The sequence below is a fragment of the Sivoneniella epilithica UHCC 1019 genome (assembly GCF_040830845.1).
Lineage (GTDB): Bacteria > Cyanobacteriota > Cyanobacteriia > Leptolyngbyales > Leptolyngbyaceae > ULC077BIN1.
Genome location: NZ_JBFPDP010000042.1, coordinates 34,163 through 47,499, shown reverse-complemented (window position 1 = coordinate 47,499; position 13,337 = coordinate 34,163). Strand labels below are relative to the sequence as shown.

The window sequence follows — 13,337 nt, the reverse complement described above, 5'->3', positions numbered from 1 at the left end:
ATTGCCATCAGCCAAAGAAGCCTACGATCGCCATTGACTATAATTTGCTGCCTTCGGCTTAACCCGAACTGACGTTAGTTCAGGTATAGCAAGAAGATCCGTCCGTAATGGGTTTTGCTGGAGTGTATCCATAACCGAACCACTGAGTTCAACCAAACTGTGGACAATTTTATACTACAAGTGTAGTCTGTGAATAGTCTTTGTAATACAAGAAACTACAAGCTTTCCATGATACGTCAACCCTCTCTAGCCTTACATCATGCCATGTCATGCCGACCCTGTCTGGGTTTAGGTAAGGCAATCCTGTTGTCAAGATTTGAGATGGATTGTGGCGACAACTACATCAGTGAAAGCAATGGGACAGCGTTTGTCCAGGGGTTCAATCAGTTTCAACACATTCAGAGCGGCAGGTGCAGGGTAATCCTATCACCAACCTAGGGTAAAGCATCATCACCTTTCCCAATCCCCCGCTTCTGTGACCAGAGGTGGGGGTTGTTTTTTGAGGAGTGAATTTTATGCAAACTCATCAGCCACGAATACTACAAAATCAGGTGGTGGTGTTTTCTAAGAACTATCTGCCCCTAGCACGAATCAACATTAAGCGGGCGATCGCGTTGTTGGTTACGGGTCAGGCAGAATCCCTGGAATTTAGCAGTACGCAACAGTGGGAAGTGCGATCGCCCAGCATCGTACTACAAGTTACCGAGCATATTCGCCTGACCAGTGGCAACCCAGGACGGCATTGGAAAGTGCCACCTGTCAACCGTCGGGAGGTCTTCCGCCGCGATAACCACACCTGCCAATACTGCGGCAGCACCAAGCATCTAACCCTGGATCATGTCATCCCTCGTTCAAAAAATGGCCCCCACAGTTGGGATAACGTGGTCACGGCTTGCGAAAAATGCAACTCAAAGAAAGGCGATCGCCTGCTGCATGAAATTGGCATGGTGCTACAAAGCAAGCCCAAAGCACCCATCCATCCGGCTGTTGCCTTCGCAGACCAGTTCTGGAAAGAGCAACAAAGCAGCGTTGAACCCTAAGCATCCAACTTCAGTTCTCTATCTCGCAAAAAAGTTGTAATACCCCCTTGACACTTCGTACTACAAATACTACATTTGTAGTACGAAGCGAAACACAAAGGAGCCAATCCAATGGGTACTCGGTCAATAGAGCGATTCAGTCATCTACCGAGGTCTTTAGAGTTCCCAGAGACTCCCAAACTAAAGGCTTTTGCCCGACTTGACAATAATCTATCCAATCGGGAAACCCAATTTCTGAATACAGCTAACCACAATCAGGCACTTCGCCACCTCAGGCAAACCTATCACCTGGAACGGCGCAGATTTCTCTAGTAGATTTTTCTAACTTTGGCTGACATCAAGCCACCCTGAACCTTGAAAACTGAATTGCCATTTGATTTCTAGGAAGCAAGAACTAGAGGAGGGAAGCAGGCATTTTACCGATGTCCTATTCTCTAGCTCTTTCCTTCCTCTCTTTTTGGGGGTGTAGCTTAGCTGGTTCAAAGCGATCGCCTGTCGAGCGAAAGATCGTGGGTTCAAATCCCATCATCCCCGTGAGAAGTTTTGGTGCCGTAGGCAAATTGGTAAAGCCACAGGACTTTCAATCTTGTGTTTGCGGGTACTGCTCCGCAGAAGCGAGCTACAACTCCCGTCAGCACTGCCTAATAAGTTTTGAGTTCTAAGTTTTGAGTTTTGAGTTGGCAATTCAAAACTTATCATTCAAAACTCTATCTCTTGGGTCGGCTCGCCTACTGGTGTGGGCAACGGTCTGTAAAACCGCCGCGATCGCGTTGCTGGTTCAATTCCAGCCCGACCTACCAAATTTTGGAGAGTAGCCCGATTAGGCGATCGGCGCTGTTTGCTAAACAGATGGAGTTTTGCGCTTGTGGTATCTCCTTCGGAGACGCTACGCGAACGAGTCCACTGCTCTCCGCCTTTGAAAACGTGGTGTAACTGGATAAACAACTCATCGAGTAGCCGGTTTTCGCCACTTTTTGCCACTTATGGAGGTTGTCCGGCATGGACGAGGAAAGCGTCTTGAAAACGCCTACGGGTTAAACCGCCAAGAGTTCGATTCTCTTAGCCTCCGCCTTTTGGGAATGTAGCTGAGATGGTTATAGCGTCAGGTTGTTGGCAAAGCCTGCCGAAGGCATAGACCTGAAGACGTGGGTTCAATTCCTGCCATTCCCATCCCCGTGATTGGGGTTTGTATTGCCTTGTAGCTCAGCGGTAGTAGCGATCGCCTGTTAAGCGAGAGGTCGTGGCTTCGATCCCCACCAAGGCAGCCATTTAATGGAAAGTACGCAAACAGGCAAAGCGACTTGACTTTGAATCAAGTGTTTGAAGGTTCGATTCCTTCCTTTCCAGTCGGGAGGCGTGAGATATCTCTGGGTCGAGATCTCTATCCTCCCGTTTCATTGAGTTTTGAGTTTTAAGTGTTGAATGTTGAGTTGAAAATTCAAAACTAAAAACTAAAAACTCTTTCCGGGTCGTTGGCAGAACGGTTATGCAGCCGCCTTTTAAGCGGAAAGATCAGGGTTCAACCCCCTGGCGACCCACCAATCTAAAATTCTTTGCCCCCGTGACGCAATTGGCAGACGTGGCTTGCTTAAACCAAGCATGGTACAGATACCCTGCGGGAAGCAATCTACGAGTCCTGTTAGGGATATGCGGAGATGGAGCAATAGTGGCTCGGAAGGTTCATACCCTTCACATCAGTGAGTGCAATTCTCACCTCCGTGACTCAATGCTGGTGTAGCTCAATTGGCAGAGCACCTGTTTTGTAAACAGTCGGTTGCAGGTTCGATTCCTGTCTCCAGCCCCATTGATCGCTCTCGTTGACTTCAGCGGCTACTTTCCTTTGAAAGTCACGAAATTAGGGATGCCACCGATGTAGTGATAGTTAGCCTCGCTCTTGCGGTCAGATTGCCAGGGCATATCCATCAGGAGGTTTGTAACAATGACAGTAATGACGATTACAGATGCTCTGGCAGAGTTGACGCTGTTAGAGAAACGAATTGAATCGGCGCAGACTCGCTTGGAAGATGGTGCGTTGATTGCGGTGGTTGAAGTGGGCAAAGTGCCAACGGGGTTTCGCTCTCGCGAGGAGCATACCACTCAGGCGCGGGCTGCGTTGCAACGAGTGGATGCCTTGATTGCTCGGAGACGGGCAATCAAACGAGTGATTGTCCTCTCAAATGCGTCAACTCGGGTCGCGGTTGCAGGTCAGGAGATGACGGTTGCTGAGGCGATCGAAATGAAGAATTTCATTGCTTACTATGAAGCTGTCTTGACCACAATGCATACGGCTTATCACCAAACGCGGCGACAATTTGAAGCAGCCCAGACCCGCGTTAAAGAGCGATTGGATAAATTGGCGCTGGAGGTGCTGGGTCGGCGAGAAGCGGTAACGTCGGAACAGTACCAAGCCCTAGCTGATGGCTTTATGGCACGAGAGGGCGTGGAGTTGCTTGACCCAGTGGGGTTGGCGGCAGAAGTGGAGCGGCGACAGACGTTTATCGAAGAGTTTAAGTCAACCGTGGATCGCGTTCTGTCGATTAGCAACGCTCGCACGATGGTTGAAGTGCCGGATTAAAATTGAAGGGCTGGTCACTCGAAAATTTCTAAATTTATGATTGGAGGAAGGACTAAATCCTTTACTCCAGGGATTTCTAGAACTTCAACGCTTAACGCTTAACGCTTAAGGCTCAAAGTTCAATTGTTAAACCTTAACTTCCAGTTGCGCTGTCAGTCCATCAGACGAAACGGCAACTGTCAACGGTTAAACCTTAATGATTAGCGATCGATCAAATCCAGGATTCCGGTTACAGGCATCATAAAGCCTTGAGATTCCCCACCTGGCTGAGTGGTCAGCCCTCTAAAATTTTTCTCTAAAACGGTTCATGGTTTGCTAAAACGCGGATGTGATGTAGCCGCTAGCATCTAACGTGCGGCACGTTGAGCGTTCGACTCTTGCCATTTGACCTTTTATTATGGGTTCGTAGCTCTAACTGGGAGAGCGCCTGTCTTGCACACAGGAGGCTGTAGGTTCAAAGCCCACCGAATCCACTGTGGCTGAAACCGAAGCGATCGAGGTGCTGGTCTGTGAAACCAGTGTTAGCGAGTTTGAGTCTCGTCAGCCACTCCAAACCCAGCTTCCACCAGAGGCGGATATAGTGACGCGCTGTGCTGATAACGCGGTCGTAGTAGGGGCAGTACCTGCCTGGTGGACTTCCACATCAGTGGAATTTTGGGGAGGTCGCCTAAATGGAATGGCAGCCGTAGAAACTGAACGTAACGGTTCTCACAAGGACGATCGGGAGCTAAAACTCTGGTGACGGGTTGCAGAGGCACTGAAAGGAATTAGTAGTCCGAGATGGGGGAAGTTCCCATTTGCCTACGGGTAGTAAGGAAGCGCGTTTCCTAAAAGTTACCGTCGATCGATGCGGGTTCGATTCCCGTCCTCTCCACTGTCTTGATGCCAACGAATCTGAAACGGATACTACAAACATTGGTTATGTAAGTTTGACATCACTAGAGGCTCAAGAGTATGTATGGGAGTGATAAGTAGGCTGAGTTTTTGGTTTAGTCAATCATCAGTTCAAATAGACGCATTTGTTATGTTGAATCGAATAGAAATTGTCCAAGGTGACATTACAAAACTTCAAGTAGATGCAATTGTTAACGCTGCCAATGACTCTCTTTTAGGAGGAGGTGGTGTAGATGGTGCTATTCACAAAGCCGCAGGTTCTGAACTTGTCCATGAATGTCGTCTACTGGGTGGTTGTAAAACAGGACAAGCCAAGGTCACTCGTGGCTATCGGTTACCTGCCAAGTGGATTATTCATACGGTTGGTCCCGTTTGGCGAGGAGGTTTAGAAGGTGAACCTGAATTACTTGGGTCTTGCTATAGATGTTCTTTGAAATTAGCTGTAGAGCGAGAAGCCAAAACCATTGCATTTCCCGCAATCAGTTGTGGCATTTATGGCTATCCTGTAGAGGCAGCAACCCAAGTCGCAATTATGGAAACAGTGAATTTTCTAAAAAGCGACGATGAAATAGAAAAAGTTATATTTGCCTGTTTCTCTGAAGCAATTTATCAGGCATATGTACAAGCATTGTCACCAGAGATTTAACAATCAGTTGCAGCGGGTAGTATTGAATCTTGGTGTCAATATCAAGGTTATTAACCACTGCTGAATAAGAACGTTATGTTTATCATTGATGTCGATATTACAAAAGGACATTTGATTCATTTTGAGTCAGCTTCCTAAAATCTAAATTCTCACTGACGAGAAACGGCTGAGCAACCGGATAAATACCAGCGCCAAGGAAGATCAACGCCTTGAGTTAAACCAATGCGAGTACTTTGAACCAAAGACAACTCGCCATCCTCTAACTGCTGCTGAAATTGAGAATGGCGATGCTCTAACCATAAAGCTTGACCTGGCTGGAGCGGAGTTCCATTCAAAGTTAGGTCGATTTTGAGCGCACGACAAAGCTTTCCTGGACCCGCTGCCACTCGATGCGGCTTGAGTTGGTGCATTGGATCAATCCAGGGAGGCATTGTTTCTAGCTGAAGCGCCCGAATCAAAACGGCGCTGGGAATATTTACCTGGTCTGTCACCACATTAAGGCAGTGATAAATGCCATAGATGAGATAGATATAGGTGATTCCAGGCTCACCAAACATAATCTGATTTCGAGCGGTGGCACGATGATAAGCGTGCATTGCTGGGTCGTTTAAGCCATAGGCTTCTGTCTCAACAATCAAGCCGCGCAAAAGTGTTTCATCTGGCATCTGACGAACGAGGGTGCAGCCAATCAAGTCCGGTGCAACTAAAGTCGAGTCTCGGTTTAACCAGTGAGCCTCAATAGGGGGTGGTAAATCAAATACTTCCACTAATTCCTTTAGGCGATAGATAGCCAGAGTTAAAACGCCACGAGCTTATCCTTATCCTAAATCCTTCTTTTTAAGGAGAAGGACTTACCCTCATCCTAAATCCTTCTCCCTAAGGAGAAGGACTTTGAATTTGAAGCCTTATTTAGGCTATCAATCTTGGCGATATAGCAACGGATAAAGAGGTTAGGACACAAGATCCTTGAGAGATAAGGAATAACGGATAGTTGTTGTCTTGATCTTTCCTTATACTGCTATATCTCTTCGGGCAGACGGCATGGATGGATTTCACCTTTTATCCTAAATCAGATAGCTTTTGCAGCCGATTTGTTGATGACACCCACTTTTTCGCCCTTGGTTCTAACGCTTAAACTCGATCGCGCTACGTTTGAACGGTTCAATCATCTCCGTCAGCAATATTTTCCACCCGCAAAAAACACTGTCCCGGCACATATCACGCTGTTTCATGCCTTACCCGGCGAACAAGAAGCTACTATTCAATGCGATCTGCAACAGTTTTGTGCGATCGCTCCGCCGCTCTTGCTTGAGTTTCCAAAATTGCGGTTTTTGGGTCGAGGTGTTGCCGTGGAAGTGGATTGTCCTAAGCTAGTTTCATTACATCAACAGTTTGCCCAAACTTGGAGCAACTGGTTAACTCAGCAAGATCGACAAGAGTATCGATCGCACCTGACGATTCAAAACAAAGCACCAGAAGCCGAAGCCCGTTTGCTCTATGAACAACTTACGGCTCGTTGGCAGCCTTGCCATGGATCGGGCGATGGGCTGCTTTTATGGCATTACGAAGGCGGACCATGGAGTTTAGCAAACGAATTTTTGTTTGCTGCCCCAGATACCACTTCATTGTCTTAAACAAGGTTGAATGGTGGCAATGACCGATTGGGCGATCGCATCCAGATCATAGCCACCTTCTAAGCCAAAGAGAATTTTGCGGGTGAGGTGCAAACAGTGTTGCGTCAAAAGGCTGTAATCCGCAGGCTTGAGGCACATTCCAGCCAGGGGATCAGCTTGAGTGGCATCGTAACCCGCACTAACGATCAGTAGATCGGGCTGGAAGTGGGTGAGAAACGGCATCACTTGTTGTTCAAAGGCGGATTGATATTGAGCGATCGCGCTGCCCGATCTCATCGGAATATTCAGCACATTGTTATAAGCTCCTCGTTCATCAGCGGCTCCGGTGCCGGGATATTGGGGCGATTCGTGCAGAGAGCAGTAAGCAATATCGCGACTGGTTTCGACGATCGCCTGAGTGCCATTGCCGTGATGCACATCCCAATCGAGAATCGCCACGCGATTGATACCCGTTTGCTGTAGCGCATAACATGCTGCGATCGCCGCGTTGGAAAACAGGCAAAACCCCATGCCGCGATCGCTGAGGGCATGATGACCGGGCGGACGGGCTAAGACAAACGCCGGATTTTCAGTGTTGATCACTTGATCGATGCCATCTCGCCACGCGCTAACGGCTAATAGAGCGACTTCGTAACTACGGGGTGAAACAGGAGTATCGCCATCTAAATAACCACCGCCGCGATCAGCGAGTTGCTGAACGGTGGTTATATAGCGCGAGGTATGCACTCGTTCAATCTCTGCCATGATTGGACGCTGGGCGATCGCGGTGGGAGTTTGCCAATCTAGCTGATTCGCCCAAGGTGCAGCCAACAGCGCATTTTTGATCGCAGTCAAACGCTCTGGCTTTTCGGGATGGAAATAGCCAGTTTCATGCAGCAAAAATTCGTCGGAATAAAGGACTGGCAGCATAGATGAATGGCGAGGGGCGAATGGGTGTATCTCTAGTTCTATTTGCTAGGCGGTTTTTAAGGGAATGATGCCTTGGTCAAAGACTTGATGATCGGTGGCGATCGCTTGAATCTTGATCCGATCTCTGAACACCTCAAAGGCTGTGAATCCATAGCGTGAGACGGAATATTCTGTCCAAGGCGATCGCCCTACGGGACGCAAATAGGCACCGCCATTTCCAGTAATTAAATAAGTCGTGCCGTTAATCGGGCGAGTGCGTTCATAGCTGTGCTCATGCCCATTAATATAAAGCTGAACGCCATATTTTTTGAAGAGTGGACTCAGATTTTCAATGAAGCCTTGAGTGTTGCCATACACGCCAGAAGAATAAATCGGGTGATGTCCATAAACAATTTTCCAGGTTGCATTACTGCGACTCAATTCTTTTTCTAGCCACGGCTGCTGGACACTCCAATCAACATTCACGTTCGTATCCAGTACAAAAAACTGTACGGCTTTATCTCGAAATGTGTAGTATCGTCCTGGCATATTAAAGCCGGGATATTGCACTTGGGGATCGCCATTGACGCTACGAATATCATGGTTTCCCAGACAGGCGCGGAAAATCACGCCATTTTTCAGCAAAGTTTGATAGGGTCGCTCGAAGGCACTATTAACCTTGCCTATGTCACCATTGTCATAGATGTTGTCGCCTGCTAAAACGGCTAGCTTGTAGGGACTTCGCTGATAGTAGCGGGTCATGGCGGCGGCAACTGCGGCTTGATTTTCGTTACTGCTGCCGCTATCCGCAGTGGCGACGAACCGGAGCAATAGGGGGTTGCGATTGGCTGGGGCGATCGCCCTGCTGGAGTCATTCAGGTTGGGGGCAGGCGCAGTATTGATCGAACTTAAAGCAGCTTTTCCTAACCCAACTGCCGCCGCTGCTCCACCCAAAATTAGAAGATTGCGTCGTTGCATATCAGCCTTTTGTCCCAATTAGAAAAGAATGATATTGCAGCGTAACACTGGGGAAAACATCCTGCAAAGTGCGATCGCTACAACATGCCTTTATGTCGATCGCCATCGCATCACGCCCCACCGGACATGCCCTGTGTTTCCTCTCGTTCAGGTTCTAAGAAGCCTTTTGTCATGCAATCCTCTAAAAGCTGCTGGACAAATTCCCACAATTCCGGCGCACCGATCGCAATCGGAGCCATTCGTTGGAGGACACGATCGCAGGTAATGCCGTTAGCTTTCCAAGTGCCGCCTTGAGTTTGCTGGTTATTCAGCAACGGTTGTAGGCGATCGAGAGAGCAAGCGAATACAGCATCGGCGGTTTGTTGGGCTTCAAATTCTTCCCAGAGCGATCGCAGGTCTGCGGCTTGATCGGCTGGCAACAAACCAAATAGGCGATCGGCGGCTTCAGTTTCGCGATCGCTCTTGCTGTCGTTGTGCTGGAGGTCATAACAAAAGGTGTCGCCTGCGTCGATTTCCACCAGATCATGCACCAGCAGCATTTTGATCACTCGCAGCACATCTACAGGCACTGGCGAATATTCTGCTAGCACGATCGCCATTAGGGCAATGTGCCAGGAATGTTCCGCGCTATTTTCGCGACGAGAGGCATCGGTGAGCAATGTTTGCCGCAGTACGGTTTTGAGTTTGTCTAGCTCGATCACAAACTGAATTTGTTGGGCGAGTCGAGCGGTATTGGTTCTGGGCAGATTATTCACGTATCTTCGCCAGGATAGGGCGTAAGGATTTCTACGCCGCCTTCCACCACGGCGATCGTGTGTTCTGCTTGGGCAGAGAGTTTGCGATCTCGAGTATAAGCAGTCCAGCCATCTTCTTCATCTAAATCAACTTCCCACGTGCCTTCATTAATCATCGGTTCAATGGTAAACACCATGCCGGGACGCAGCCGTAACCCTTTACCGCGATCGCCATAGTGCGGAATTTGTGGAGCGGTATGAAACACATTGCTAATGCCATGCCCAACAAAATCCTGAACTACGGAAAAGCCCTGAGCCTCCGCATATTCTTGAATCACTGCGCCAATATCGCCCACTCTCGCATTGGGTTTTACTGCGGCAATTCCCAGTCGCCGACATTCGTTGGTCACCTCAACTAGCTTTTTGGCAATGGGGGAGGGTTCGCCCACCAAAAACATTTTGGACGTGTCGCCGTGGTAGCCATCCACAATCAGCGTCACATCAATATTGAGAATATCCCCATTTCTTAAAATCTGCTTGGCATTGGGAATCCCGTGACAGACCACTTCGTTGACGCTTGTACAGATTGACCTTGGAAAGGCAGGGCGATCTTTGTCGCCGCCGTAGCCAAGGGGCGCACTTTTCGCGCCATGTGCCTGAGTCCAGCGTTCGGCTTCGTCGTTTAGTTCCAGGGTGCTAATGCCCGGTTTGACAAAGGCGTTGAGGTGATGCAAGAGTTGACCTGCCAAATGCCCTGCTCGGCGCATTTTGTCAATTTCTCGGCTAGATAAAAGAGTAATAAGTTCGCGTGCCATAGACTTTATTTTATCGGGAAAGGTTCATTCTTGCGGAATTTTGGCGGAAACTATGAAAACAGACTGAAGTGGCATTGAGTAGAATATTTTAAGCAACGGTTGTTCCCGCCAAAGGTGAGGTATTGAAGTGGATGAACTGAGGACGGCGTTAGAGTTAGCAACGGATGAAGAATTGCAGGATTTGACGGAGATTCTTTTTCGCCCAAAGTTCAATCCACTGGATTATCTCAGGAAGGCAGATCCATTGGATATTCAAAGCCGCGATCGCGATGGCTGGCTAGATGCGCTGGAGGATCGGTTTCGCTATCTGGCAGCAGATGGGCTGACGGTGATTAGTCAAAAGACCAGTCAACTGAGCTATCGCCAAATTTTGATTCAGGTTTGCCGTCATTTGCGGTTGCCTTACAAAATGTCGATGTCTACGGTGGATTTAGAAGCAGAAGTGTTTCTAGGTTTATTAGAACGGGCATGGAAGCAGTTGCCAGCGGCAGAGAAAGGGGAGTTTACTATTCAGCTTAAACACTCGCTGACAAAGTCGCAACTGTTGCCCCAGTTACCGCTGGCGGTTCAGCAAGATCCGATGAGTTTGGTGGTGAAGGGTAGTACGGCGATCGCGGTTACGTCTGTGTTGCGCCCGATGTTGATGCAGTTGATTGCGAAACAGTTTGCGGTCTATGTCGCTCGATATCAGGTGGCGCAAGCTGCCGCGTTGAGTGGGGCGATCGCGACTCAACTTCACACCGCCTTGGCAGTGCAAACGGCGCGGCAAGGAATGGCGCTGAGTGCTGCTCGATATGCAACGATGCGCGGTGTATTTGCCTGTTTAGGTCCTGCCTTATGGATGTACTTTTTTGCCGATCTGGGCTGGCGATCGGTGTCTACAAACTATGGGCGGGTGATTCCAACGATTTATGCCCTCGCCCAAATTCGCTTAACCCGTGCAGAATGTTTTGAATTTGCTTAGACGTTGGTTCCCAAAAAATTCTCTTTTTCAGGTTCATCCCGATCCAGCCCTGAGATTTTCCTGGACATTGGTGCAAGCTGGTTTGTTGGTATTGCCATTTAGCGCTTTATTTGGCTGTGTGGGAATGATGGTAGCCGCGATCGCGGTTTGGCGGCAGCGATCGAGTCAAATCATGGCATCTCGTGTTAATCAAGGGTTTGCCCTGCTTGCCGGATTGATGGGGGTCAGTGCAGTCGTTGCCGAACATCGTAGCGATGCATTGTTGGGCTTGTTTAATTTTTTACCCTACTTTTTTTGCTTTGCCAGCTTGAGTCCGCTGATCCAAACGCCCACTCAACTCCGCCGCTTAGGGTGGGTGCTGGTGCTGCCATCGGTGGTAGTTTGCTTGATTGGCTATCTTCAGATGTTTTTGGGCTGGTTGGGCTATCAGCAATTTTTACATATTCAAGTACTATGGATTTTGATTGACTGGCAGCTTGACTTGAAAGGAACCCCGCCCGGTCGCATGTCTGCGGTGCTGACCTATGCCAATGTGCTGGCGAGTTATTTGGTGATCACGTTCAGTTTAGGGTTGGGCTTTTGGATTGAGGCGATTGGGCGCAGTCGGCAGGCTGGCGCTGGTGTATGGAATCGGGAAACAGTGGCGTGGGTTGGATTACTGCTGCTGAATGGGGGCGCACTGATTTTGACCAATTCGCGCAATGCTTGGGCGATCGCGGCGGGTGCCTGCTTTGTGTTTGCCCTGTATGTGGGTTGGCGGTGGCTGATTGCAGTCGTCGGGTTTATCGTGGGCGCAATCTTAGCTGCCGCTTTTGCACCCCTTGCTATCCAACAGCCGCTCCGAACTATCATTCCTGCTTTTTTCTGGGCACGGGTCACCGATGATCTCTATCCCAATCGTCCAGTTTCCACCCTCCGCACGACTCAGTGGGAGTTTGCTTGGTCACTGATGCAGCAGCGTCCAATTTTAGGCTGGGGATTACGAAACTTTACGCCACTGTATCAAGCTCAAACAGGTTTCATTTTGGGTCATCCCCATAATTTGCCGCTGATGCTGCTGGCGGAAGTGGGTGTTCCGGCAACGGGGCTGTTTTTAGGCATAGTCGGTTGGGTTCTCGCTAGAGGCATTCAATATTGGCAAAATTTAGGTCGATTAAAGGACTTTGGACAGCCTGAGACAAGCGATCGCCTCATTTATTTCAGCTTCCTCATTACCTTTGGCAGCATTTCCATTTTCAGCCTGTTCGATGTCACCCTGTTTGATGCCCGCGTCAACATCCCTGGCTGGATGTTACTCATCGGCATTTGGGGCAGGGCAAACGTTGAGGAGGCGAAAAGTGAGGGGTGGGAATAGTTTTGAGTTTTGAGTTCTAAATTTTGAGTTCCACATTTTGTTAGCGTAGTGTTTCCGCTGGAAATTTTGTTTGCATTAATCCTCTTGTCCCTATTCCCTATTTCCTACTCCCTGTTCCCTATTCCCTAATCTTCCTTCAGTGCTTGTTTGCCAGTTACAATGATTAAAAATTGTTTTCACTTAAACCTTTAGCTAGTAGGGCGTTTGTGGCGCAGGATCGAGCATATTCAACGGATGGAAGCGGCAGTTCATACCCTCAGGGAATGGCAACCACTCACTATGCCCTGTTGAAAATCCATCCATCGGCATCGGTTAAGGAAATTCGGCAGGCTTACCGTGAGTTGAGTAAGCTTTATCATCCTGATACGACTCAGTTGCCAACCGCGATCGCTACGGCTAAATTTCAGCAGTTGAACGAAGCTTATGCCACGCTAACGAGCGAAGAACGCCGCGCCGCTTACAATCTCAAAATTCGTTATTCTTCCGTATCGGTTGTGCAACCCTTACCGAGTTTGCACCAGCCAGCGGCTCAAAGTCAGCCTGGGTCGTCCTCTGCCTATATCGATGCCACCGATCGCCCCCTGTCGCCCGGTGAACTGTTTGCCCTATTCATCTTAGGATTAACGTTTGTGGGGTGTCTCTGTTTGGCGATCGCGATCGGGCTAACCCGTGGAGATACTCTCATTCAACCGACTACTGCCCAACCTGCGCCCCCTGCTCAGCAAGTCATCACCCAACCTATTCTTGTTAAAGGGGTGACTGATCATGCTACACCTCAAAAAGCCTTAACCTTTACTAACAAAGATCAGTGAGAA

At 48.8% G+C, this 13,337-nt stretch carries 13 protein-coding genes and 11 tRNA genes; 19 read left to right on the top strand and 5 right to left on the bottom strand.

All coding sequences use genetic code 11. The features are described from left to right. Positions 1-515: 515 nt before the first annotated feature. From AB3R30_RS20770 to AB3R30_RS20700, 15 genes are all read left to right on the top strand, one after another. The gene (locus AB3R30_RS20770; protein ID WP_458651115.1) at positions 516-1,040 is read left to right on the top strand and encodes an HNH endonuclease; all 525 of its coding nucleotides are present in this window, start codon (positions 516-518) and stop codon (positions 1,038-1,040) included. Between the two features lie 459 nt (positions 1,041-1,499). Beyond that, positions 1,500-1,574: transfer RNA gene (locus AB3R30_RS20765), tRNA-Asp, on the top strand. An 11-nt stretch (positions 1,575-1,585) separates the two neighbouring features. Beyond that, positions 1,586-1,680, top strand: a tRNA-Glu gene (locus tag AB3R30_RS20760). A 76-nt stretch (positions 1,681-1,756) separates the two neighbouring features. Further along, positions 1,757-1,840: transfer RNA gene (locus tag AB3R30_RS20755), tRNA-Tyr, on the top strand. A 185-nt stretch (positions 1,841-2,025) separates the two neighbouring features. Continuing rightward, a tRNA-Ser gene (locus AB3R30_RS20750) sits at positions 2,026-2,109 on the top strand. Positions 2,110-2,115: 6 nt separating this feature from the next. Beyond that, a tRNA-OTHER gene (locus AB3R30_RS20745) sits at positions 2,116-2,210 on the top strand. Between the two features lie 22 nt (positions 2,211-2,232). Further along, a tRNA-Asn gene (locus tag AB3R30_RS20740) sits at positions 2,233-2,308 on the top strand. A gap of 5 nt (positions 2,309-2,313) precedes the next feature. Then, positions 2,314-2,387: transfer RNA gene (locus tag AB3R30_RS20735), tRNA-Gln, on the top strand. A gap of 119 nt (positions 2,388-2,506) precedes the next feature. Next, positions 2,507-2,581, top strand: a tRNA-Lys gene (locus AB3R30_RS20730). Between the two features lie 187 nt (positions 2,582-2,768). Next, a tRNA-Thr gene (locus AB3R30_RS20725) sits at positions 2,769-2,844 on the top strand. A 135-nt stretch (positions 2,845-2,979) separates the two neighbouring features. Continuing rightward, positions 2,980-3,615: a hypothetical protein gene (locus AB3R30_RS20720; protein ID WP_458651114.1), complete on the top strand. Its 636-nt coding sequence runs from the start codon at positions 2,980-2,982 to the stop codon at positions 3,613-3,615. Between the two features lie 399 nt (positions 3,616-4,014). Then, positions 4,015-4,088 (top strand) — tRNA-Ala (locus AB3R30_RS20715). 2 nt (positions 4,089-4,090) lie between these two features. Beyond that, positions 4,091-4,167, top strand: a tRNA-His gene (locus AB3R30_RS20710). Positions 4,168-4,195: 28 nt separating this feature from the next. Continuing rightward, a complete protein-coding gene (locus AB3R30_RS20705) occupies positions 4,196-4,357 on the top strand; it encodes a hypothetical protein (protein WP_458651113.1) in 162 nt (53 codons plus the stop codon). Positions 4,358-4,573: 216 nt separating this feature from the next. Beyond that, a complete protein-coding gene (locus AB3R30_RS20700; RefSeq protein WP_458651112.1) occupies positions 4,574-5,155 on the top strand; it encodes an O-acetyl-ADP-ribose deacetylase in 582 nt (193 codons plus the stop codon). Positions 5,156-5,304: 149 nt separating this feature from the next. Here AB3R30_RS20700 and AB3R30_RS20695 read toward each other — a convergent pair whose 3' ends face one another. Beyond that, positions 5,305-5,922 (bottom strand): DNA-3-methyladenine glycosylase, encoded by a 618-nt coding sequence (locus tag AB3R30_RS20695; RefSeq protein WP_458651111.1) that lies wholly within the window; start codon positions 5,920-5,922, stop codon positions 5,305-5,307. Positions 5,923-6,252: 330 nt separating this feature from the next. Here AB3R30_RS20695 and AB3R30_RS20690 point away from each other — a divergent pair, with 330 nt between their 5' ends. Beyond that, complete coding sequence (locus tag AB3R30_RS20690) at positions 6,253-6,789, top strand: 2'-5' RNA ligase family protein (RefSeq protein WP_458651110.1); 537 nt, start codon at positions 6,253-6,255, stop codon at positions 6,787-6,789. On the opposite strand, the gene AB3R30_RS20685 is transcribed toward AB3R30_RS20690, so the two are convergent. From AB3R30_RS20685 to map, 4 genes are all read right to left on the bottom strand, one after another. Further along, complete coding sequence (locus AB3R30_RS20685; RefSeq protein ID WP_458651109.1) at positions 6,778-7,698, bottom strand: histone deacetylase family protein; 921 nt, start codon at positions 7,696-7,698, stop codon at positions 6,778-6,780. The genes AB3R30_RS20690 and AB3R30_RS20685 overlap by 12 nt on opposite strands. 45 nt (positions 7,699-7,743) lie before the next feature. Next, positions 7,744-8,655 carry a metallophosphoesterase gene (locus AB3R30_RS20680; RefSeq protein WP_458651108.1) on the bottom strand — a complete coding sequence of 304 codons (912 nt, stop codon included), beginning with the start codon at positions 8,653-8,655 and terminating at the stop codon, positions 7,744-7,746. 110 nt (positions 8,656-8,765) lie between these two features. After that, on the bottom strand, positions 8,766-9,410 hold the full coding sequence (locus AB3R30_RS20675) for an HD domain-containing protein (protein ID WP_458651107.1): 645 nt from the start codon (positions 9,408-9,410) through the stop codon (positions 8,766-8,768). Then, a complete protein-coding gene (map, locus tag AB3R30_RS20670; protein ID WP_458651106.1) occupies positions 9,407-10,204 on the bottom strand; it encodes a type I methionyl aminopeptidase in 798 nt (265 codons plus the stop codon). The genes AB3R30_RS20675 and map overlap by 4 nt, the downstream gene beginning before the upstream one ends. A 127-nt stretch (positions 10,205-10,331) precedes the next feature. Between map and AB3R30_RS20665 the strand changes: the two genes are divergently transcribed. From AB3R30_RS20665 to AB3R30_RS20655, 3 genes are all read left to right on the top strand, one after another. Next, on the top strand, positions 10,332-11,168 hold the full coding sequence (locus tag AB3R30_RS20665; protein ID WP_458651105.1) for a YaaW family protein: 837 nt from the start codon (positions 10,332-10,334) through the stop codon (positions 11,166-11,168). Next, on the top strand, positions 11,143-12,522 hold the full coding sequence (locus tag AB3R30_RS20660) for an O-antigen ligase family protein (protein ID WP_458651104.1): 1,380 nt from the start codon (positions 11,143-11,145) through the stop codon (positions 12,520-12,522). The genes AB3R30_RS20665 and AB3R30_RS20660 overlap by 26 nt, the downstream gene beginning before the upstream one ends. Before the next feature lie 206 nt (positions 12,523-12,728). Then, entirely contained in the window at positions 12,729-13,334 is a 606-nt protein-coding gene (locus AB3R30_RS20655) for a J domain-containing protein (protein ID WP_458651103.1), read from the top strand. Positions 13,335-13,337 lie beyond the last annotated feature (3 nt).